We start from the raw sequence: 22,585 nt of genomic DNA, 5'->3' as shown, positions 1-22,585 counted from the left end.
CCTTCGGACATCCGCACGCGTGTCAGAGCGCGATTCGGTGTGCGGGAAGTCGGTAGGTGTGCGGGTGGATGCGGGACTTGGCGTTCGCACAAAGAATCGGCGACAGGTTCGGCATTCTGTCAATACCACGCGGTCGGGTCATGGGGTGGGCTGGAGTTCACGGCGGTGCGCGGCATCGTCGAGAACTCTGGAAGGCCCCTATGACACTGTTGTCACCGCGGTTCGCCGCGGCGAGCGTGCTCTGCTGCGCGCTCGCCGTCGGCACGGCTCCGCTGCACGCGAACGCCGATCCCGGCCAGACCTGGTACGTGAGCGCAACGGCCGCGGCAGGTGGAAACGGTACGGAAGCAACGCCTTTCACTACCTTGCAGGCCGTTCAGCAGGCATCGGGTGACGGCGACACGATCATCGTGCTGGCGGCCCCAGTCGGCACCCCACCGCTCGACGGTGGCATCGCACTCAAACCGGGCCAGCACTTCCTCGGTCGTGAAGCCCCCGGAAGTGTTGCGGCCGTGGCCAATACGACCGCCGCCAACGACGGTGACGCGATCCGCCTGGCACCGAACACGGAGGTCCGCGACCTCACCATCACCAGCGCCCAGCGCGGCGGCATCTACGGCCGCAACATCGGCACGACGGTCCTCGCGGGCAACACGGTCGCCGCCACCAATCGCGCCTGCCACGACGGATTCCTGGTGCAGCCCTTCCCGCCGATGGTCGGCGTCCCGTTCGGCATGTCGCTCCCGGCCGCCCCGAACGTCGTCGCGCTGAACAACGGCTGGGCGGGCATCATGGTCGACTCCGATACCGGCCCGAGCGCCCTTACCATCGAGCGAAACACCGTGCACGACACCGCATGTGGCGACGGCATCGACGTCCGCACCACCGGCTCCGCCCAGGTCACCGCCACCATCACCGACAACCTGACCGAGAACATCAACGAGGGCCTCGCCAAACTCTCCGTTCTGGCCGTGGGCATGCAGAGCACCGGAACCTCCTCACTCACCGCCGCATTGCGCGGCAACACCCAGCGCGGCATCGCACTGCCCGCGAACGATCCGCTCAACGCCGCCGCCGACAGCGAGGGCATCTTCGTCAACGCCGCCGACCGCGCCCGCATGCGAATCACCATCGACCGCAACAGCTATCGCCACGGCGGCGGCCACCTCTCCGCCAACGGCATCGAATTCGTCACCAGCAACGGCACCCCGGACAGCGAAGTGACGCTGACCAACAGCGAATTCCTCGATGTACCAGGCGATATCGTGCAGAACCTGAACCTCAGCGCGGAGGGCGCCAGGCACGTCATGACCATCGACGGCCTCACCGCCTCGGGCTCCAATTTCCCCGGCGCCGTCCTCAATCCGCTGGTCCCCGGCAATCTCGGAAGCTGCCTGTTCTCCGCCAGCTTCGGCCGCGACAACACCACCGCCCTCACTCTGCGCAACGCACAGCTCAGCCGATGCAGCGCCGACGGCATCGGCATATACGCCTACTCCCCCGCCGGGCCCGCCCCGGCTACGGCGACCATGCGTTTCGAGATCGCCGACACCACCGTCGCGGACAGCACCGTGGCCGACCTGCATGTCCGCACCGTCGGCGACCTAGAGCTGACCGGCAAGATCGAACGATCACGCTTCGCGGGCCCGGTCGTCCTTGGTCAAAGCGACAGCACCCTGGGCGCGGGCTCGGTGCTCGATTTCGGCGGCGGCCGCCTCGGCAGCGCCGGAAACAACTGCTTCGCACCGACCACCGCCGCCGCCATGGCGACCCCTGGCCTGCCGCTGGACCAGCCGGGATCCTGGCCGACCTGCGGCTGATACTGCCGTCCCACTGACCGGCCCCATCCCGACCGAAGGGCACCTTCAGCACGCCAGACCGACCGAAAGTGCCCCTCACTCGATTCGGGCTTGCCGACCGAAGGGGGCCTTCATCCGTTCAGACGGGCTGGAGGTCGCCTTCGGTCTCACCGGATCCGGATCTGGCCGGGGCCTAGTTTGGTCAAGTGCACAATGTCGCGCGCCACACTCTGCGCGTTTGTCGCTAGCGCACACACTCGCTCATGCGTTCTGCTGATAGATGACGATGAGGTCATCCCCGTCCCCACCAGACCGGGGCATGACCTCAGCCCTTCGCTAGCAGAGGTTAGGTTCTTGGTTTCATCGACAGTCCCGGCGGTCGCCCGCCCGGACACGCTATGTGCGGCGTTCCAATCAAACGTTGCGAAGTACCCGGACGCGGTCGCGCTGCGCACCCTCGGCGGCGCCATCTCGATCACCTGGCGGGAGTACGGCGAACGCGTGCGGGCCATCGCGACGGGCCTCGCCGCACTCGGCATCGAACCGGGCGACACGGTCGCGATCATGCTGACCAACCGCCCCGAGTTCCACCTCTGCGACACTGCCGTCCTGCACACCGGCGCGACGCCGTTCTCGGTGTACAACACCAACCCGGTCGACCTGCTGGTCTACCAGTTCAGCAACGCACGCAACAAGGCCGTCGTCTGCGAGAGCCAGTTCGCGCCGAAGATCCTGGAGGCGGTCGCCAAGGCCGCCGCGCAGGGCGTGCACGTCGAGCACGTGATCTGCGTGGACGAGGCGCCCGAGGGCACCATCGCGCTCACCGACGTGGAGCGGTCCACCGCGGGCGCCTTCGATTTCGAGGCCACCTGGCGCAAGGTCAAGCCCGACGACTTGCTCACCATCGTCTACACCTCCGGCACCACCGGACCGCCGAAGGGCGTCGAGCTCACCCACACCAACTTCATCGAAAACGCCCGCGTACTGGACACATTCGGCGGTGGCGGCCCGGACGACCGGGTGATCTCCTACCTGCCCGACGCGCACGCCGCCAACCGCTGGTTCGCGCACTACCTCACCTTGCTCGAGGGCTGCCAGATCACCACGGTGGCCGACTTCAAGCAGGTGGCAACGGCTTTGGCGGAGGTGCACCCGAGTGTGTTCCTCGGCGTGCCCCGGGTGTGGGTGAAAGTCAAAGGCGCACTGGAGGAACGGTTCGCCACCGAGTCACCGGTCAAGCGCCGCCTGATCGACTGGGCGATCGGCGTCGGTCGCAAGAAGGCCCGCGCCACCTCCGACGGCCGCGCCCTCGGCGCCCTCGACAAAGTCCAGTACGCGCTCGCGGATCGGCTGGTGCTCGCCTCGATCCGCACCGGGCTCGGCCTCGACCGGGTCCGCATCGCGGTCACCGGCTCGAACGCCATCCCGCCGGAGGTGCACGAGTTCTTCCTCGGACTCGGCATCCCGCTGTGCGAGGGCTACGGCATGAGCGAATGCACCGCGGGCGCCACGCTCAACCCGCCGGAGCGGGTCAAGATCGGCACGGTCGGCACCGTGCTGCCCGGCGCCGAGGTCAGGCTCGCCGACGACGGCGAGGTGCTGATCCGCGGCAAGATGGTGATGCGCGGCTACCGGGACGACCCGGCCAAGACCGCGGAGGCGATCGACGCCGACGGCTGGCTGCACTCCGGCGACATCGGCACCATCGACAGCGACGGCTACCTGTCGATCATCGACCGCAAAAAAGAGCTCATCATCAACGCGTCGGGCAAGAACATGTCCCCCGCCAACATCGAGAACACGGTCACCGACAACTGCTCGCTGATCGGCACCGTGGTCGTCATCGGCGAGCAGCGGCCGTTCAACACCGCACTGCTGATCCTCGACCCCGATCTGGCCGCCGCCTACGCGCAGCGGCACAACCTGGCGGGCAAGACCGTCGCGGAGCTGTCGAAGGATCCGGAGATCTTGACCGCCATCGAGCAGGGCATCGCCGCGGCGAACAGCAAACTGTCCAGGGTCGAGCAGATCAGGAAGTACATCGTGCTCCCCGAGGTCTGGGAGAACGGCAGTGACTACCTGACCGCGACTGGCAAACTCAAGCGCAAGCCCATCTCCAACGGCTACACAGATACCATCGAAACCTTGTACTCGACCTAAGTCCGGGAAGAAGAACCAGCATGATGCCATCGCGGACTCGGGTGTTCGACGATCTCCAGCGGCGGACCGCGTCGATGCTCGAAGCGTTCTACGCCGCGCTGCCGCCCTACCAGCGGCTGCCGCAGTCGTTGGTGGAGACCGACTTCGCCCGGGGCACCAAGCTCAACGTCGACCTGTTCTTCGAGTACCTGCGCCGCGGCGAGGAGCCGACGGAGGAGGACACCAGGGAACTCGTCGAGCTGGCGATGGACCGGCTGCGCGACGGCACCCCGCTGCCGGAGGTGCTGGAGCGTTATCGGTTCGGCGCGGCGTTCATCTGGGAACGGCTGCGCGCCTCGGCCACCCCGGCCGAGCGCGAGCTGCTCTTCGACGCGTCGCTCATGCTGCTGCAATACGTCACGCTGGTCGTCTCGCGGATCGCCACCGCGGCCACCCAGCGGGTGCACGACCCGCGCTGGGAACTCCTGGAGCGCAGGCGCGGCATCGCCGACGCGCTGCTCACCGGCCGCGACCCGGTGGAATGGGCGAACGATCCGGTGATCCCGGTGGCCGACGCCTTCCTCGTCGCGGTGTTCCGCCTGTGCGGCACCCGCGGCGGACCGGCCTCGGCGCTGCGGCACCGGGTGGAGGCGATTCCCGGGGTGTTCCTGCGGCTGGACGCGGGCGGCTGGACCGCCCTGATCCCGCTGCAGTCGGGCGACGACGGATCGGCCACGCTGTCCGCGCTCACCTCTCGGCTGCCCGCGCAGGAACCGGCCGAGCCGCCGCCCTACTGGGTCGGTGTCGGCGCGGCCCGCAGCAAGGACGCCATCCCCACGATGTACGCCGAGGCGCGGGTGCTCGCCGAACTGGGCCGGTGCCTCACCCGGCGCGACATCCTGTGCCGCAGACAGGATTTGCAGTTCGAGTACACGGTCGCGGTGAGCGACGCGGCCCGGCCGGGATTGGCCTCGGTGCTCGCACCGCTCGACGCGCAGCCGATGCTGGCCGAAACGCTGGAGGTGTTCGTCGACAGCGGTTTCAATCAGCTGGCGACGGCGCGACAGCTCAACGTGCACCGAAACACGGTGACCTACCGGCTTTCTCGGGTACACGAGCTGACCGGGCTGGACCCACATCGGCCCGCGGACGCGATGACCCTGTCCGCCGCACGGCTGGCCAGGCGACTCGAATCCGCCTCGTTCGCCCCGTAATCGACCGCGTTCGCCCTGTAATCGGCTGCGGCCGAACAACTTTAGGCATTTTTCCAAAGACACGGCGAATCCCCTTGGGAATTGCCGGTGTTGGAGCACCCCGCTTATGCGTTGTGCTGTGTAACGACGATGAGGTCAGGCGTGGCCGCCGACCATCCGGACACAATCCGGGATCGGGCGGCCCAAGTTTTCGGCACTCGAACCGCGGTATCGGCCGGCGGACGGGTAGCCAGCCGCCCGGCCTCGACCATAGCCAGCAAAGGTTCAGGTAGTTGAGAATTGCATTCCGGGCGCGCCGCGCCGTGCCGATCGCCGCCGCCGTCACCGCCGTCGGTTTGATCCTGCAGCTCGCGCCCGCAGCCAGCGCGGTGCCCACCGCAGGCCCGGTCCCCAACGCGCCGGCCAACTTCGGCCTGCCCGCCGACTACCAGCCGACGCCCGAGCGCTACGGCATCGCCTACGAACTGGGACATATCGTTCCGCTCTCCGACGGCACCCAGCTGCAGACCGAGGTGCGCTACCCGACCGACCCCGCCACCGGCCAGCGCGCCGCGGGTGACTTCCCGGTCGTCGTCAACTTCACCACCTACGGCGCGGTCTCCAGCGCCCTCGCCGCCGCGGTGACCAGCGTGATCGACACGTTGCACATCCCGCTGCCGGACCAGTTGAAAGACGCACGCCGAATCATCAACCAGGCCACCAGCGCTCAGGACATGCTGGTGCGGCGCGGCTACATCGAGGTGATCGCCGACGTGCGCGGCACCGGCGGGTCGACCGGCGCGTGGAACCCGGCGTCCCAGCAGGACGGCCTGGACGGCGCCCAGCTGGTCGACTGGGCCGCGAAGCTGCCGGGCTCGAACGGCAAGGTCGGCATGTACGGGTACTCGTTCCCCGCGCTGTCCGCGTTGCGCACGGCCGAATCCGTGTCGCCCGGTTCGCCGTTGAAGGCGATCGTGCCGATGGCCATGCCGAACAACATCTTCAACGAGGTGCTCGGCCACGACGGCATGATGAGCCCGATCCTGCTCACCGCCATCTCGGTGCTGGTGCCGTACCTGAGCCTGCTGGGTCCGTTCATCACAGCCGTGGTCTCGCCGCAGATGTTCATCAAGACGCTGGTCGACCATCTGCAGGCGGCGGTCTCCTCCGACAGCACGATCAAGCTGTTGATCGAGGCGTACGGCGGCGGACCGCTGGCCTACGACGGTCAGTTCTGGCAGGACCGCCGGTTCGAGACCGACCTGAACAAGGTCGTCGCGAACGACATCGCCATGTACCAGGTCGGCGGCCTGTGGGATCTGTATCAGGAAGGCCCGTGGCGCAACTACTCCCAGCTGCAGAACCTCGCCAAGGGCAGGGATCAGTTCGCGCCGATGGCGCCGGGCCAGGCCACCGACGGCCGGTTCCAGCTGCTGATGGGCCCGTGGTACCACGTCGGCCTCGGCTTCGGGCCCGGCTCGCGGCTGGACACCGACATGATCACGCTGGCCTGGTTCGACCGCTGGCTCAAGGACATTCCCAACGGCATCGACAAGACCGACACCCCGTTGCACGTCATCGACCCGAACAACATGGCGGTCGCCACCGCCCGATACCCGTTCGAGCAGGCCGCGATTCAGCAGCGGTACTTCGACGGTGATCGCTTGGTCGCGCAGCCGCCCACGGTCGCGGACGCGTCGGATCGCTTGGACTACACCGGCGTCGACACCCTCTGCAACCGGCAGAGCCTCGGCCAGTACAGCGCCGGGCTGTTCGATTTCCTGTTCCGCCTGTTCAACGCCTACAACCCGTGCACCGAGTGGGTGCAGGAGCCGACTGCGGGCCGCCGCTACACGATGGACCCGGTCACCGAGCCGACCGTGCTGGCCGGGCCCAGCAGCGTCACCCTGTACGCGTCCTCGACCAGCAACGACGCCGCCTTCCAGGTCTGGCTCGACGATGTCGCGCCGGACGGCTCGGCGGTGAACATCACCGGCGGCTCGCAGCTGGCCAGCCAGCGTAAGCTGAACGACGAAAAGACTTGGCGCACAGCGGATGGCACCATCTACGCGCCGGAACACGTGGTCCGCAAGGATGTCGAACAGTTGCTGACGCCCGGCGAGGTGACCGAGCTGGAGGTCAAGATTCGCCCGACCTTCTACCGGCTGGAGCGTGGACACGCGCTGCGCCTTCGGATTACCAGCGGCACCTTCCCGTCCACCATGCCCGTTCCGACCGATTTGCCGCGTTTGCTCGGTTCGTCCCAACAGCTGCACCGGGACGCGGCGCGGCCGTCCAGCCTGGTGGTGCCGCTGGCGCCGGCGTCGTCCTTCGGCGGCTGAGCCGGAGCGGCAGACGTCACGTTTAGCCCGGCTTCAGGCCCGGGAGCTGTAAAGATCTTGCAAACCTGGGATGAATTCCAGGTGCATTGAGACACCTTGTCCAGCAATCTATCAGCTACCTGAACACTAAGCGTTTCACATCCACGCTGGCAGCGGCGTTGCACTCGGCTATTGCGCCGCCCGCAACGCCGTTGTCCGTGTTTCTCCGGCAAATACCGGTGATCAGGCTCACCCACACATTCACCAAGAATTTCTTCTACAGTTTGTCTCGTTCCGGTCCGACGATGACGTCCCGGAACCGTTCGGACAAAGTTCTCGGATGCAGGCCGAAATTCTTGTCACTATTCGGATCGGTAATTCCCGTACCGCGCACGGGGATCGCCGATGGGCAGCTGAAGGTGTGTCATGGAATTCATCGAACTGGCCGATTATCCGTTGCCTAGCGGCCGTGTGATCGAGTGGCGCCCGACAGCCACTTCGCACTGGGCCGACTGGCCGCGGGATACTCGCGCCGTTTCCTACAATCACGAGCATCATCTTCGAGATGCGGTGGAACACAGTCGAATACGGGACCGGCGCCACTACTGGCTCGGGCACGCATTCCAGATCGACGGACCGCTCGACCCGCAAGCCTGGCGTACCGCCTTCGATGCCTGGATCGACCGGCACGAGGGCCTGCGCTCGCATGTCGCCATCGAGGGCGGCCAGCCGGCCAGGTACACCCTGCCGCCCGGTGGGATCCGGGTACAACCGGTCGACGTGGGCGCGCCGACCTCGACGATGGCGACATATCGCCTGGTCAACGGCTTACTCGATGACGGAACGTCACCGCTGCGGTGGCCGTCCTACGTCTGCGTGACCATCGCCGGTCGCAACGGCGTCACCGTCATCTTCGCCGCCGACCACTCGATCATGGACGGCTACTCCAGCGTCTCGACCAGCGGCGAACTGCTCGCGCTCTACCACGCCGCCCGCGCCGGTGAACCCGCACAGCTGCGCGACACCGGGAGTTACGTCGACTTCAGCCAGGACGAACGCATCCGCGCCGCGGCGACCACCGCCGACCATCCCGCGGTCGACACCTGGCGGACGTTCTTCCTGGAAGAGACCGACAACGATAGTCCGGCAGGCACCCTCAGCAGGGTCGCGGCGGCGCCGATCGATCTCGTCGACACCGCCGAGGCACCGCGCCGAGGGGCACAACGCACCCTGTCCGTCGAGGTGCTCGACGCCGATGCCGCCGATGCCGCCGCGCGGATAGCGCGCGAGCACGGTCAGGGTTTGTTCGCGCTGTTGCTCGCCGCGTTCGCGGTGACCACCACCGAACTCGGTGCGGGCCGCGATTTCCGCACCGTGATCCCGCTGCATACCCGTTCCGACCCGCAGTGGGCCGAGACCCTCGGCTGGTTCGTCGGGCTCGCCCCGTTCCAACTCGATTGCGGAACGGCTCGCACGCTTGCCGAGTTGATCGCGCCGGCGGGCGAGGAACTGCGCCGCACCAACGGCGCCGCGACGGTGCCGTTCGCCAGGGTGTGCGAACTGCTCGGCACCCAGCCGAGCATCTCGTTCATGGTGTCCTACATGGATATTCGCTCCGCACCCTGCGCGGCGACCTGGACCGAGACCGGCACCTGCTGCCTGCGCAGCAGCAACGTGTCGACCAACGAGTTCTACTTCTGGATCGCCCGCACCCCCTTGGGCGTGACGCTCAACATGCGTTATCCGGGCACCACCAAGGCAACCCGCGACGTCCACCGCCATGTGCTGCGCATGCGCGATCTCCTCGCCGAGCTCACCCGCTACGGCGACGCCCGAATCCGTCCGATCGAAGGAGCGCCGCTGTCGTGGTAGAGATGACCCTCACCGAGCACTGGCAGCCGAAACCCGGCGTGCTACTCGAGTTCACCACCACCGCGGCGAGCCAGGCGGCCACCGCAACCACCGCGCCCTCCGACATTCCCCCGACCTATCTGCAGGAATCGCACATCCGCCGCTGGTCGGCGCGCAGGCAGACCAACGACCCGCTCGCCTCCGAGCTCTCGTTCTGCTTCTCGGTCGCGCGCCCGCTCGACGCGGAGGCACTACGCCGGACCTACATCGCGTTCCTGCAGCGCCACGAGACCTTGCGCTCGTGGTTCCGAATCGACGAGTCCGACGGCGGGTTCGCGCTGACCAGATACCTGCTGGACCCGGCAGCGGTCGACCTGGAAACCCATACCCTGGCCACCTTCACCGACAGCGGCGAGCTCCGCGACACCCTGGTCGCGAAGTTCAAGGCCAACGCCGATCCGACGCGCTGGCCCGCGATCGTCTGCTGCGCGATCGACCACGGTGCGGACGGATTCACTGTCGTCTACAGCGCCGACCACGCGTTCACCGACGGCATGTCGGTGCTCACCTCCACCTACGAATTCCACGCGCTCTACACGGCGTTCAGCACCGGTAAGGAGCCGGTGCTGCCGCCGGTCGGCAGCTTCGTCGAGTTCGCGCGGACCGAGCGCGCCGCCGTCGCGGCACAACCGCCGGAATTGGAGCAGCTGGCCGGCCTGCTCGCCGAGAAGGGGCATGGGGTCCGCCCGCTGCCGATCGAGCTCGGCCTCGCGCCGGGTGAGGTGGCCGACAGCTTCGGCACCAAGGTCGACATGCTCGATGCGGCCGAGATCGACGCGTTCGCCGCAGCATGCAAGAACGCAGGCGGTTCGTTCTCCGCGGGGCTGTACGCCGCGGTCGCCCTCGCCGAGCTCGAATTCGCGGGCCGGACAAGCTACCTGGGCATGAATGTGGTCGGCACCCGCAGCGAGCCGCAGTATCAACTCGCGCAGGGTTGGTTCATCAACCTGATGCCGATCGCGTTCGATCTCGACGGGGTGCAGCGGTTCACCGAGCTGATCGGTCGAGCCGGTGTCGCGCTGGACTGGACCAAGCCGCTGGCGAATGTCCCGATCCATGCCGCGCTGGACCGGGCGGCCGCGCTCACTGGATCACCGCTGCCGGTCACGACGGACTGGCCGTGGGTGTCCTACCTGGACATGCGCGCGGTGTCCGGTCCGGCGCTGGAGGCCGCGATGCCCGGCGTCTCCGGGATCAACGGTCTCGGCTCCCGCAGCAAGATCGGGCAGACCTCGCCGATCTGGTTCAACCGCGAGGTGGAGCGGCTGCACGTCACGATGATGTACCCGGACACACCGGTCGCGCACAAGTCGGCCGCCGACTATCTGGGGCAGATCCGCACCATCTTGCGCGCCATCGCCGCCACCGGCGATTTCGCGGTCACCGCCCCAGCTCTCGCGAGGTCATGATGCAGTTGCTTTTTCTCGACCAACTGAATGCACCACCGGGCACCCTGCTCGAATGGACCGCGCTCGCCGAGCCCGGTCCGACGCCGGACGCGACACCGCCCTCCGCCAACCAAGCGATCCACCTGTCCTCGGGCGGGCCGACCACCTGGCTCGCCGCCACCTTCGACGTGGCGGGCCCGATCGACGAATCCGCACTGCAGACGGCGTTCTCGGTGTGGTTGCCGCGCCACGACGCGCTGCACTGCAGTTTCGAGCCGCCGCAGGACGGCAAGCCGCCGTCGGTACACGTGGTGGTGGACAGCGATATTCAGCTCGTCGCCCAGCCCGCCGTCGAGACCGCGACCACCGAGGACCTGCGCACCGCCCTCGGCGGCCGGCTCGACCAGGCGTGCTCACCGTTCACCTTCGCGCCGTATTTCTTCGGCGCGATCAGCAGGCCCGAAACCTCCACCGTGGTGTGCGGATTCGATCACGCGGTCTGCGATGCCTGGTCGATCTCCATCGCGGTGGCCGAACTGGACGAGCTGTACCGGGCCGCCTGCGAGGATGGCAACGACGGTGCCGTCGCGGCCGCCGACCGGCTGCCCGAGCCGGGCAGTTTCCTGTCCTACTCGGCCAGGGAAGCCGCCATTCCGGCGGCGGTCACCGGTCCGCTGATCCGCTCGTGGCGCGACTTCCTGCACGCCGCGGGCAATGACCTGCCGCACTTCCCGCTCGATCTCGGCCTACCCGCCGGGTCGGTCGCGCCGTTCGGCAGCGATGTGCGGCTGCTGCTCGGCGCCATGGCCACCGATGCGCTGCATCGCAAGTCGCGGGCCGACGGGTATTCGATGTTCGCCGCACTGCTGGCCGCGGTCGCGATGGCCGCGGCCGAGCTCGGCGGGCGCAGCGGGACCGACCTGGTCTTTCCGGTGCACACGCGGCGTGAGCCGAGGCACCACAACACCTTCGGCTGGCTGGTGTCGAACGCGCCCGCGCACGTGCCGGTGGCGCACGACTTCTGCGCGACCGCACAGGGCGCCGACGACGCGGTCCGGTCTGGGCAGCGGCTGGCCCAGGTTCCGGCGAACCGGGTGCTGGCCGCGATGGGCAACGATCTGCGCCGGACCAGGCGGGATCTGTTCAGCGTCTCCTACACCGACTACCGGCGACTACCGGGCGGTTCGCGCAGCGACACCACCCGAACGGTCCCCCGAAATCCGGCCCAGCTCAGCCGCAGCGCGCCGTTGGACGACGTCCAGCTGTGGTTCACCCGCACCGACGACGGGCTCGCATTGCGCACCCGTTTCCCCGCGACCCCTACTGCGGGACCGCTGATCGGTGAGTTCCTCGACAAGGTCGCCGGAACCCTGTCCGCAGCGATCTCGGTGCGGGTATGAAGGGCGGTTACTCGCCGAGCGCGCACCCGTCTCGACTCGCCGACGCAACGCCCTCAAGGACGAGGGTGTCGCGTGGCGAACAGGCGGACTCGTTTGGGCCCCAACGATTGACAAAGCACGACTGCCGGGTAGCCGAACCCGATAGTCTCAGCACAGGATCCAGCGAGAATTTTCTCGTGAAAGCCGGGAGCGTCCGATGATGAAGGCTCTGCTCAGCAACGACTTTTCGACGTCATCGGGCGCCGAAGACACCGCCGCGGCACAGTGGCAGGGCAGCGCCCTGCTCCGGCCGGGCATTCTGGCCTTCGAAGGCGAGATCCTACCGACCGAACTACACGCCCATCACGCCGTGCAGGTGATGGCCGCGTGCACACCCATCTCCGTCGTGGACGGCAGCGGGGTGCGGCGGCAGGGCACGCACATCGTGGTGCCGACCGACGCGCCACATCGAGTGTGCGGCGGTGCCAGTCACGGCATCGCGATCTATCTGGATCCGGAAACCATCGCCGGTGCGGCGGCCGATCGGCGCGCGCACCTGCACGGATGGGTGCACACGCTCAGTGTCGATCCCGCGCACGGCAAGCTGGCCGAGCACGTCGCGGACGTCCTCGCGGATCTGCTGCGGGACAACGCGGCAGCGGGCCCGGACGATCGGCACGGCGTGGTGACCGCGGCGCTGCAGTTGCTGCCCGACATGGTCAAGGGCGGGTCGGTCCGCGGCTCGGATGTGGCGCGGCAACTGGGGATTTCAGCGACTCGGCTGACCCATCTGTTCACCGAACAGGTCGGTATTCCGTTGCGCCGGTACATCCTCTGGCTGCGGCTGCACATCGCGATGAACGGCGTGATGGCCGGTGACGATGTGACGACCGCGTCGGCGTCGGCCGGGTTCGCGGACAGCTCACATCTCACCCGGACCTGTCGGCGGACCTTCGGGCTGCCGCCGTCGATGATGAGCCGCGACGTCGACTGGGACATCAGCCTCTGAGCTGACAGTTCCCGCCTGGCCTCCCGGCAGGCCGGCGAACGCCGGAATCGAGCAGTGACCTCATCTCACGACTCGATCCGGCGTTCGTCCGGGGTGACGGGAGGTCGGCACCGACGTGTCCGGCGGGCCGGGCAGTATGCTCGGAGCATGATCTCGCGGGCTCAGCTGATGGCGTATGCGGTTGTCGCATTCGTGCTGCCCGCGCTCGTCCTCTTCGCGATCCCGGCGGGTGAGCCCGGTTCGGTCGCCGTTGTCGGCATGGTCGCGGCGTCACTGTTCGTCGCGCTGGCCACACTGCACCCGGCCGCCGCACTGCCGCTCGCACTCGTCGGCTCCGGCCCGCCGCCGTCCGCGCAACGGCGCCGACGTGGCTCTTTCCTGCGCCAGAGCAATCCGGACACCCCGGGGCGTCCCCGCCCACGAGCACCAGGGTTCCCGACCGCCTGACGTCCACTTCGCACCTGCTGCGGGGTGTCGTCGGCGTTGTCTGTCGAACCCTTCCGTTCTCGTGCGCATACGCACGCCCACAGTCAGGTGCTGTCCATGCTCGACTTCGTCTACTACCCGGTGTCCGCCATTCTCTGGGTCTGGCACTACGTCTTCGCCGCCGCCTTCGGACCCGCGAGCGGTCTCGCCTGGGTTCTTTCGGTGATTTTTCTCGTGCTCACGCTCCGCGCCGCCCTTTTTGTGCCATTCCTGAAACAGGCGCGCACTCAAGCAATTGTCAAAAAATTGCAACCCGATGTTTCCAGGCTGAAACAAAAATACAAAAACGATCGCAGGGCCCAGGCGACCGAACTACAGAAACTGTATAAAGACAACGGCATCAATAGCTTCGCGACACTGATTCCGATGATCGGTCAGGTCTTTGTCTTCATCGGCCTGTATCACGTGCTGCGCTCGTTCGATCGCACCGCCGGACTCGGCCACCTCCCCTTCCAAGCCGTCGCGACCCCGATGACCCCGGAGCAAAACGCCGCGACACCCAATTACGTCTTCAGCGCCACCGACGTGCAGTCGTTCCTGCACGCCAAGATCTTCGGCGCCCCGCTGTCGACCATCCTGGCCGGCTCAGGCGACCTGCTGGCAACGGTCGCCGTCGTCGCCATCCCGCTGATGCTGATCGCCGCTGTCGCAACACATTTCACCGCCCGCGCATCGATGGCCCGCCAGGAAACCCCCGCCCAGCTCGCCCTGATGCGCCCACTCACCCTGTGGGCCTTCCCCGCGTTCACCCTGATCGGCGGCGCATTCGTCCCGGTGGCGATCCTGCTCTACTTCGTCACCAACAACGCATGGACGTTGGCCCAACAACACTTCGTCTACCGCCGCCTCGACGCCGAAGCCGCCATCGAGGACGAACAGACCGCGACGGCCCGCGCCCAGCTGGCACCCAAGCCCGGCGCCAAACCCATCCGCACCCCGTCGGTCCCGAAGGTGGGCGCCAAACCCGTCCGTACCCCATCGACGCCGAAGGTCGGCGCCAAACCCGACCGTGCCTCGTCGACGCCGAAAGTGAGCGCCGAACCCGACCGCACCCCATCGACCCCAAGAGTCGGTGCCAAACCCATCCGCCGGAGATGACACGCGGGGTGGGCGCCCTCTCCCGCGCCCACCTCTGTCAGATCGCGTCGCTACTCGGCTGCGGGGCGGGCTTCGACGTAGTACTCGGCCGACAACGCTTTCAGCCACGGGCGCACCGCTACCGGCGCCCACTGCACCGACGGATCGTGCAGCACAGCAGGATCGGTCAACTCGATGGTCTTGCCGCGGGTGTGCAAGGTGAAACTGCCTGCGGCACTGATGTTTTTGGCCCAGTCGACATTGCGGCCGTAGGTCAGCGCGATGCGGTAGACGCCGTCGCGATGGAACACCGAAACCGGAGTTCGGTACTCGCGCCCGGACTTTCGGCCTTTGTGCTGCAGGAGGGCGAAGCCGGGCGCGCGGCCGGCGAACAGTCCTGCGGCGGGGTTGGTGGCATACCGGTTGAATTTCGCCAGTGCGCGTGGAAGCACCATCGGCGCTGTCCTCTCTCGAGTCGGCGGGCGCGCCTAAGGCTACTCTCGACCGGTGTCAGCGCAGCCGGAACGAGTCCAGCAGAAGTCCGAGATGATCGCCGTCTACGACGCGGCGGGCCGGGTGGTCGGGGCCGCCGATCGGGCTGCGGTGTACCGCGACGGCAGGTGGCACGCGAGCGCCGGTGTGCTGGTTCGTTCCGGCGACGGCGAGCGGATCTACGTGCATCGCCGCACGGACACCAAGATGGTGTTCGCGAGCATGCACGACTGCCTGGCGGGCGGCGTGGTCGACCCGGGTGAATCGCCCGAGGAGACGGCGGTTCGGGAACTGGCCGAGGAACTCGGCATCACGGTGCCCGGCGCCGAAGCGCTCCGACCTGCGGCCAAGGCGGCTTGGGACGGCGAGTGGCTGGGAAAACCCATGCGCTGCCACGTCTTCGCCTACGAACTGCGCTACGACGGACCGATCCGTCACCAGAAAGAGGAGATCGCCGACGGCTGGTGGTGGACGGACGCGGAACTGCGTGCCCACCTGGCCGACCCGGATTGGCCGTTCGTGCCGGACACCCGGGTACTCGTCGGCGATCTACTCAACTGAGCGCTAGGGCGCTCGTCTTACTCAGCGACGCTGATCAGGCCGCGCTGCCGCTACCCAGCGACAGGATGGAGGTAACGAGATTGGCGACAACTTCGAGCAATTCCATGATTCTCCGTTTGTTGGCTTTATCGATGAGCACCGGAGCCTTGACGACCGACCTGGCCGAGGCTTGAACACCGCGTGAACGCCGATGGTCGCCGCGCCGGTTTACCCGGAGGAGGCTACCGAACTTGCCCACGCAGCGAAAGCGCCAGGGTTGCGCGTCTGCAGCAGCACCCGGCCGGGCCCGACGAAGTCGAAGACGAAACCCTCACCGGACTTGAGCGACTGGATGGACCGGCCGACCACCGCCCGGCGGATGGTGAAGTTCATCGCCAGGTCGTAGGCGACCACATGCCCGGTGTCGATGGTGATCGGCTCTCCCGGTTGCAGATCGATCACATCGATCGCGCCGAACACACCGACCACGATCTCGCCCTCGCCGTGCGCGCGCAGACCGAAGCCGCCCTCGCCGCCGAACAGGTTCGCGAAGCCACCCCACTTGCTTTCCACCTGCACCCCATGGGAATTCGCGATCCAGCCGCCGCGGCTGATGAAGAACGGGCGATCCTGGGTGATCTGCAGATTCAGCATGTCGCCGGGCAGCGCGGGCGCCACATCCACCCAGCCGCCCTGCTGCGGCGCGGTGAACGTCGAGACGAAGAACGATTCACCGGCGAGCACCGAGCGCTTCAGTCCGGCCAGGATGCCGCCTTCGGCCTTGGCCGCCAACGTGACTCCCGCCGAATGGGCGACCATGGCGCCGCTCTCGACCCGCAACGGCTCGCCGCCCGCGAGGAAGCACCGCGCGATGGTCGAGGCGGGGTTGTGGCGCAGTTGTACCTTCATATTCTGCGACCCTACCGGCTGATTCGCGGCGGCAGGGACACCACTATCGGGGCTTTGACGGTCTATTCCAGCGACCGCAATGCGGCGTCGTCGCGCGCGACCACCGCGCCGCCGTCCGCAGTCAACACGATGGGCCGCTGGATCAGCCGCGGATGCTCGGCCAGCGCCTCGATCCACCGGTCCCGATCGGCGGCCGTGCGACCCCACTCGGCTATGCCGAGATCCTTCGCGATCTGCTCGCCGGTGCGAGTGATGTCCCACGGTTCGGCGCCGAGCCGCTGCAGCACGGACCGCAGTTCGGCCGCGGTGGGCGGCGAGTCGAGGTAGCGCCGCACCGAGTATTCGACGCCTGCCTCGTCCAGGAACTTGGTGGCATTGCGGCTCTTGGAGCACTGCGGGTTGTGCCAGATCTCCGTCATGCATGCAGGGTACCGAGCTGTTCGGACACCGCTGCCGACATAGGTGCGGCGGCACCGTTTGACGGGCGTTTTGCTGGATAAGCTCGACTCGATGCGTAAACGACTGAACCGGATCAATGCCTCGGATCGCCGCCTCGTGCAGCGCACCGCGCGCCTGCGACCGACGCCCGCCGACCATGCCCTGCGCTCACTCAGCATGAGCGCCAACCACAGTCGCCTCTGGATGGCGATCGCCGCCGGGCTCTTCGTCGCGGGCGGCCGGGCCCAGCGGCGCGGCGCGGTGCGCGGTCTCGCGGCGGTGAGCCTGGCGAGTGGCCTGGCGAACGGTGTCGCGAAGCCGTTGTTCCCGCGGCGGCGGCCGCCGGTGGAGGCGGTGCCGCTACTGCGACGGCTGGTGAAACCGCCGGTGTCCTCCTCGTTCCCGTCCGGCCACGCCGCCTCCGCCGCGGCGTTCACGACGGCGGTGGCGCTGGAGGCCCCTGGCACGGCCGCGGTGATCGCGCCCCTTGCGGTGGCTGTCGCCTACTCGCGGGTGCATATCGGCGTGCACTGGCCCTCCGATGTGGTGGTCGGTGCGGCGCTGGGTTCCGGTGTCGCGCTGGCGACCCGGCGCTGGTGGGCGGTGCGTGACGACGAGCCCGCGACGCTGGGGTCCGCGAAGCGGATCGAACCGCTCCCCGAGGGACGCGGGATGCTGTTCGTGGTCAACCCGTCCTCGGGCACCGACGACGGCGGCGAGCTGGCGGATCTGTTGCGCCAGCGGTTGTCTGCGGCACAGATCCTCGAGCTTCAAGGCGACGTCGATCTCGAGGCCGAGATCGATGCGCGGGTGCGGCGTGACGATATCGCGGCGCTCGGCGTGCTCGGCGGTGACGGGACGGTGTCGACGGTGGCGGAAGCCGCTGTGCGGCACAACCTTCCGTTGGCCGTGTTCGCCGGCGGGACGCTCAATCACTTCGCGCGCGACATCGGCGTGGAGAACCCGGTGACGACGCTCGCCGCGCTCGATTCGGGTCAACTCGTCCTGGTCGACACCGCCCGGGTGCGATTGGACGACGACGAAGAACGCACCTTCGTCAACACCGCAAGTCTCGGCGGCTACCCCGACTTCGTCCGGTTGCGCGAACGGTGGGAACGCCGAGTGGGCAAGTGGCCCGCGGCCGGATTCGCCATGCTGTGCGTACTGTTTCGCGCGCAACCACTGCACGCCACGATCGACGGAAAGCACAGCGCCCTCTGGATGCTGTTCCTCGGCAACGGCGCGTACCACCCGGCCGACCAGATCCCGATGTCGCGGCCCCGCATGCACGACGGCACCCTCGACGTCCGGTATCTCCGTGCCGACCTTCGCTTTTCACGCCTGCGGTTGATCTTCGCAACCTTCACCGGGACGCTGAATCGCTCCGACACCTACGTCCACCGACGCGTCGGCCACCTCGACGTCAAGGTCGACGGCAACCCGATCTCGCTGGCCACCGACGGCGAGGTCAATCACAAGGCCAAGCGCTTGGATTTCGCCAGCCAACCGGCCGCGCTGGCCGTGTTCCGGGAACTGCAGGCCGACGACGAGTAGCGGTCGAATCACTTACCCCCTTCGGTCAGCGTGACCTGCTGCGGCGCGTAGCGCGCACCGGTCACATCGATGCCGCCGGACATCAGCAGTTCCAGTGCCTTCATGACGTAGTCGCTCGTGTAAGCGCTCGCGTCGGGATCCTTCTTGAGAACCGTTGCGCCCTCTTGGTTCTTGGTGTCTTTGGCGATCTGTACGGTCCGGGCCCAGGCCGCGCTGTCGACCATGCCGATGCCAGCGGGCGACGGCCAGATCAGCTTGTTCACCTCGTTGATCTGCCACTGCTGATGGGACGCGCCGAGCGTGCTGCCCGCGGCGACGGTGATGTCGCGGCACTTGTCCACGTTGTCGCGGCAGAAGATCCAGCCCTTCAGCGAGGCCGCGATGAACTTCACCGTCTGGTCCTGATATTTGGCGTCCTTCAGCTTCTCGGCGTTGGCCCAGATGGCGTCCTGCAACATGGCGACGCCTTCGCTGTTCCAGTCGATGGTGGCGAAATCATCTGCGGTGTAAAGCTTTCCGGTGGCCGGATTCTTGGTCTCCAGCAGCTGGGCGTACTCGTTGTACGACATGGCCTGCGCGGCGGCGATGTCCTTGCCGAGGAAGGCGTTCATGTCGAACTGCTGCTGCACCAGCTTGACGTCCTTGGCCGGGTCGATGCCCGCCTTGGTCATGCCGGCGAACAGCTCGAATTCATTGCCGTAGCCCCAGTTTCCGACCGTCTTGCCGCGCAGCGCGGCAACATTGGGGATGTTCTCCGATTTGAACGACACCTGCTTGGTGCCGGAGCGCTGGAAGATCTGCGCCACGTCGGTGATGCCCGCGCCCGCCTCGCGGGAGGCCAGCGCCTTCGGCACCCAGGCGATGGCGTAGTCGGCCTGGCCCTGCGCGAGCACCGTCTGTGGAACGATATCCGTTCCGCCGTCGAGGATTTCGACGGACAAGCCCTGTTCCTTGTAGAAGCCCTGGTCTACTGCGGCCAGATAGCCCGCGAACTGTCCCTGTTTGAACCACTGCAGCTGCAGGCGCACCTTGGTGAGTCCGTCGGCCGTGGTGCCGGAGGAGTTGTCGGTGGTGCTGCAACCGGTGAGCGCGGCCGCGACCAGCGCGGCGAGCGCCACACAGGTGCGGAATCGCTTGGTGGACTTCGTCATCTAGATCTCCAGAGGGTGGTGCGGGGTCTACGGGTGAGTTGTTCGAGTAAGAGGACGGCGGCCAGGAACAGCAGGCCGACGAGCACGGCGCCCGCCACGTAAGCCCACGCCCTGGGGTAGGCGGTGTTGGCGGCGGCGGAGGTGATGCGGCTGCCGAGGCCGTTCTGCAGCCCGCCGAAGTATTCGGCGATGATGGCCGCGATCACCGCGCCCGGTGCCGCGATGCGCAGGCCGGTGAACAGGTACGGCAGCGCCGCGGGTAGCCGGACGGTGCGGGTGATCTGCCAGCCGCCCGCCGCGTACGAGGTCATCAGGTCGGTGTGGACCTGCGGGACCTGCCGCAGGCCGCGGGCCGTGCTGACGAACATCGGGAAGAACACGACGATGGTGACGACCATCCGGCGCGGGGCGTCCGTGGTGGTCGAATACATCGAATTCAGCAGGGGCGCAAGGGCAACGATCGGCACGGCGGCCGCGGCGGCCGACAGTGGCGTCAGCAGTCCCTCGACCAGATGGAACCGGACGGCCAGCATCGCGGCGACGATGCCGAGCACCGCGCCGACCAGCAGGCCGATCAGCGCATTGGTCCCGGTGGCGGTCGCCGCGTCGGCGATGCGGCCGAAGTTCTCGGTGAACTCGCTCGCGATCGCGGTGGGCGCGGGCAGCAGAAACGACGGCACCCCGGCGACGACGGTCAGCACCTGCCACAGCGCGAGCCCACCGATGCCGAACACCAACGGCGGCACCACTGTTCGCCACGGCAGTGCCGTTCTCCATGATGTCATCACACCGACCCGCCGGTATCGCCGTGACCACCGCGCAGCGCCTCGCGCACCGCGGCCACCGCCTCGAAAAACGCTGGGCTGGACCGCACATCGTCGCCCGCCTCGGCGGCGTCGCGTCTGCCCCAACCACCGGTCGGCACGATCTCGGTGATCCGCCCCGGTCGCGGCGACATGACCACCACCCGGTCGGACAGGAACACCGCCTCCGGAATCGAGTGCGTCACGAAGACCACGGCGGCCTCGGTCTCCCCCGCGATCCGCAGCAGCTCACCCTGCATCCGCTCGCGGGTCATCTCGTCCAGCGCACCGAACGGTTCGTCCATCAGCAGCAGCGACGGCTTCGGTGCCAGCGCCCGCACGATCGCGACGCGCTGCTGCATGCCGCCGGACAGTTCGGCGGGATAGCGCTTGGCGAAGTCGGCCAGCCCGGCCATCTCGAGCAATTCCGCACTGCGCGCGCGGCGTTCGCTCTTCGGCACCTTGTGCAGCTCCAGAGGCAGTTCGACATTCGCCTGCACCGTGCGCCAGTCCAGCAGTCCGGACTGCTGGAAGGCGATGCCGTAGTCCTGGTCGATCCGCGCGCGCCGCGCGGTCTTGCCGTGCACCGTGACGGTGCCGCCGGTCGGCTGCTCCAGGTCGGCGATGATGCGCAGCAGGGTCGACTTACCGCAGCCGGAAGGTCCGATGAGCGAGACGAATTCACCGGCGGCGACGGTCAGCGAGACATCCGACAATGCGGTGACCGAGCCTGCGGCGTAGATCTTGCCCACCCCCGCGAGTTCCACCGCGGCGATGCGTTCGGCGGTCGGCTCGGCGAGTTCGACAGCACCCACCTGCTCCGCCGAATCCGGGCCCGATGTCGCCGTGGCGACGGCCGGTCGTGCTTTGGCGGTCAACGGATACCTCCTGGAAAGCAGCCCGCCGCACGCGGCGGACGGTCGTAGCAGTGCGCGGACGCAGCTGCGGCCCCGCGTACCCGAGCCGCGATCAGCCGGCGGCCCGCATCGAACGAACAGAACCATCTGGGCGGACGGTCGTCACGATGCGCCGGTCCGGGACCCGCCGTAGCGGCACGGTGGTTCATGAGGCTCCGCCCGGCGAGCGCGCCGCGCCCGCTGGCCGGCTGTAGCGGCGCAGGGCCAGTTCGGCGAGGCCGACGACGGCGGTGACCGCGACACCGAGCAGGGCGGCGGCCAGCACTGCCGCGTAGAGCCGCGAGGCGTCGCCGGTGGCTTGCTGGGCGAAAACGATGATCTGGCGGCCGATGCCACCCGCGGTGCCGGTGGAGATCTCCGCGACCACCGCACCGATCACCGAGGCGGCGGCCGCCAAGCGCAAGGCGGGCAAAAGATGTGGGACAGCCGAGGGAAAACGCAAGTGCACCAATGTTTCCCACCAGCTGGCCGAATAGCTGTGCAGCAGTTCGACCGACGCCTTCGACGGCGCCTGCAGGCCGCGCAGCATGCCGACCGCCACCGGGAAGAACGCCAGGTACGACGCGATCACCGCGATGCTCATCCACGGCCGCCACGGCTCGCCCGCGATCACGATCTTGCCGCCCCATCCGGCCACCAGCGGAGCCAGCGCGATCAGCGGAACCGTTTGCGAGACAATGATGTAGGGCAACAGTCCGCGTTCGACCCAGGCGAAGCGCTGCATGAGAATCGCCAGCGCGACCCCGACAACGGTGCCGATGAATAGCGCGAGCATGGCCAGTCCGAAGGTGAATCCCGCTGTCCTGAGCAAGGTTTGGCCGACAGTGCCGGAACTGTCCCGCTCGCCGAGCACCGTGACGACCGACCACACATGCGGCAGCGCGCCATCTCCGGTGCGCGGCAGGATTCGCTGCTCACCGATGCTCACACCGCGTTCCGGGACAACGAGTTTCACCAACTCCCAGAGCGCGAGCACCAGCACCAGAACAGCGACCGCGTAACCGACGCGGGCCGTTCCAGGCCCTATCCTCATTCGTCCTCCACATACACCGCAGCCACCTGGTCATCGACGGGGCGCG

19 protein-coding genes are annotated in these 22,585 nt (G+C 67.7%); 12 read left to right on the top strand and 7 right to left on the bottom strand.

From position 1 onward, the window contains the following. Positions 1-200: 200 nt before the first annotated feature. From ABZ942_RS33935 to yidC, 10 genes are all read left to right on the top strand, one after another. Positions 201-1,820, top strand: coding sequence for a right-handed parallel beta-helix repeat-containing protein (locus ABZ942_RS33935; RefSeq protein ID WP_357389325.1), 1,620 nt, complete (start codon positions 201-203; stop codon positions 1,818-1,820). Between the two features lie 333 nt (positions 1,821-2,153). Further along, on the top strand, positions 2,154-3,959 hold the full coding sequence (locus tag ABZ942_RS33930; protein WP_357389323.1) for an AMP-dependent synthetase/ligase: 1,806 nt from the start codon (positions 2,154-2,156) through the stop codon (positions 3,957-3,959). Positions 3,960-3,979: 20 nt separating this feature from the next. Continuing rightward, positions 3,980-5,152, top strand: a complete 1,173-nt coding sequence (locus ABZ942_RS33925; protein ID WP_357389321.1) for a helix-turn-helix domain-containing protein — start codon at positions 3,980-3,982, stop codon at positions 5,150-5,152. Positions 5,153-5,424: 272 nt separating this feature from the next. Then, a complete protein-coding gene (locus ABZ942_RS33920) occupies positions 5,425-7,473 on the top strand; it encodes a CocE/NonD family hydrolase (RefSeq protein ID WP_357389318.1) in 2,049 nt (682 codons plus the stop codon). A gap of 405 nt (positions 7,474-7,878) precedes the next feature. Beyond that, a complete protein-coding gene (locus tag ABZ942_RS33915) occupies positions 7,879-9,324 on the top strand; it encodes a condensation domain-containing protein (protein WP_357389316.1) in 1,446 nt (481 codons plus the stop codon). 2 nt (positions 9,325-9,326) lie between these two features. Further along, entirely contained in the window at positions 9,327-10,772 is a 1,446-nt protein-coding gene (locus ABZ942_RS33910) for a condensation domain-containing protein (RefSeq protein WP_357389864.1), read from the top strand. Further along, positions 10,772-12,151 (top strand): condensation domain-containing protein, encoded by a 1,380-nt coding sequence (locus ABZ942_RS33905; protein ID WP_357389314.1) that lies wholly within the window; start codon positions 10,772-10,774, stop codon positions 12,149-12,151. Before ABZ942_RS33910 ends, ABZ942_RS33905 begins: the two co-directional genes overlap by 1 nt. Positions 12,152-12,347: 196 nt before the next feature. Next, complete coding sequence (locus tag ABZ942_RS33900; RefSeq protein ID WP_357389312.1) at positions 12,348-13,139, top strand: helix-turn-helix transcriptional regulator; 792 nt, start codon at positions 12,348-12,350, stop codon at positions 13,137-13,139. 147 nt (positions 13,140-13,286) lie between these two features. After that, on the top strand, positions 13,287-13,586 hold the full coding sequence (locus ABZ942_RS33895) for a DUF6412 domain-containing protein (protein ID WP_357389310.1): 300 nt from the start codon (positions 13,287-13,289) through the stop codon (positions 13,584-13,586). 96 nt (positions 13,587-13,682) lie between these two features. Continuing rightward, positions 13,683-14,723, top strand: a complete 1,041-nt coding sequence (yidC, locus tag ABZ942_RS33890; RefSeq protein WP_357389308.1) for a membrane protein insertase YidC — start codon at positions 13,683-13,685, stop codon at positions 14,721-14,723. 50 nt (positions 14,724-14,773) lie between these two features. Here the strand turns inward: yidC and ABZ942_RS33885 are convergent, their stop codons facing one another. Further along, entirely contained in the window at positions 14,774-15,157 is a 384-nt protein-coding gene (locus tag ABZ942_RS33885) for a nitroreductase family deazaflavin-dependent oxidoreductase (RefSeq protein WP_357389306.1), read from the bottom strand. 91 nt (positions 15,158-15,248) lie between these two features. Between ABZ942_RS33885 and ABZ942_RS33880 the strand changes: the two genes are divergently transcribed. Continuing rightward, positions 15,249-15,755 (top strand): NUDIX domain-containing protein, encoded by a 507-nt coding sequence (locus ABZ942_RS33880; RefSeq protein ID WP_357389862.1) that lies wholly within the window; start codon positions 15,249-15,251, stop codon positions 15,753-15,755. Between the two features lie 207 nt (positions 15,756-15,962). Here ABZ942_RS33880 and ABZ942_RS33875 read toward each other — a convergent pair whose 3' ends face one another. Together ABZ942_RS33875 and ABZ942_RS33870 are read right to left on the bottom strand one after the other, a co-directional pair. Next, the gene (locus ABZ942_RS33875) at positions 15,963-16,643 is read right to left on the bottom strand and encodes a TIGR00266 family protein (protein ID WP_357389304.1); all 681 of its coding nucleotides are present in this window, start codon (positions 16,641-16,643) and stop codon (positions 15,963-15,965) included. Between the two features lie 62 nt (positions 16,644-16,705). Further along, the gene (locus tag ABZ942_RS33870) at positions 16,706-17,062 is read right to left on the bottom strand and encodes an arsenate reductase family protein (protein WP_357389302.1); all 357 of its coding nucleotides are present in this window, start codon (positions 17,060-17,062) and stop codon (positions 16,706-16,708) included. A gap of 91 nt (positions 17,063-17,153) precedes the next feature. Between ABZ942_RS33870 and ABZ942_RS33865 the strand changes: the two genes are divergently transcribed. Further along, positions 17,154-18,635: a phosphatase PAP2 family protein gene (locus ABZ942_RS33865; protein WP_357389300.1), complete on the top strand. Its 1,482-nt coding sequence runs from the start codon at positions 17,154-17,156 to the stop codon at positions 18,633-18,635. Positions 18,636-18,643: 8 nt separating this feature from the next. Here the strand turns inward: ABZ942_RS33865 and ABZ942_RS33860 are convergent, their stop codons facing one another. From ABZ942_RS33860 to ABZ942_RS33845, 4 genes are all read right to left on the bottom strand, one after another. Beyond that, a complete protein-coding gene (locus tag ABZ942_RS33860) occupies positions 18,644-19,786 on the bottom strand; it encodes an ABC transporter substrate-binding protein (RefSeq protein ID WP_357389298.1) in 1,143 nt (380 codons plus the stop codon). Then, positions 19,783-20,571, bottom strand: a complete 789-nt coding sequence (locus ABZ942_RS33855; protein ID WP_357389295.1) for an ABC transporter permease subunit — start codon at positions 20,569-20,571, stop codon at positions 19,783-19,785. The genes ABZ942_RS33860 and ABZ942_RS33855 overlap by 4 nt, the downstream gene beginning before the upstream one ends. Next, positions 20,571-21,467, bottom strand: coding sequence for an ABC transporter ATP-binding protein (locus ABZ942_RS33850; protein WP_357389293.1), 897 nt, complete (start codon positions 21,465-21,467; stop codon positions 20,571-20,573). The genes ABZ942_RS33855 and ABZ942_RS33850 overlap by 1 nt, the downstream gene beginning before the upstream one ends. A gap of 184 nt (positions 21,468-21,651) precedes the next feature. Further along, a complete protein-coding gene (locus ABZ942_RS33845) occupies positions 21,652-22,539 on the bottom strand; it encodes an ABC transporter permease subunit (RefSeq protein WP_357389291.1) in 888 nt (295 codons plus the stop codon). Between the last annotated feature and the right edge of the window lie 46 nt (positions 22,540-22,585).

The sequence above is a fragment of the Nocardia sp. NPDC046473 genome (assembly GCF_040645995.1).
In the GTDB taxonomy this organism is placed as follows: domain Bacteria; phylum Actinomycetota; class Actinomycetes; order Mycobacteriales; family Mycobacteriaceae; genus Nocardia.
The sequence above is the reverse complement of the archived record's forward strand: the minus strand, read 5'-3'. Positions and strand labels throughout refer to the sequence as shown.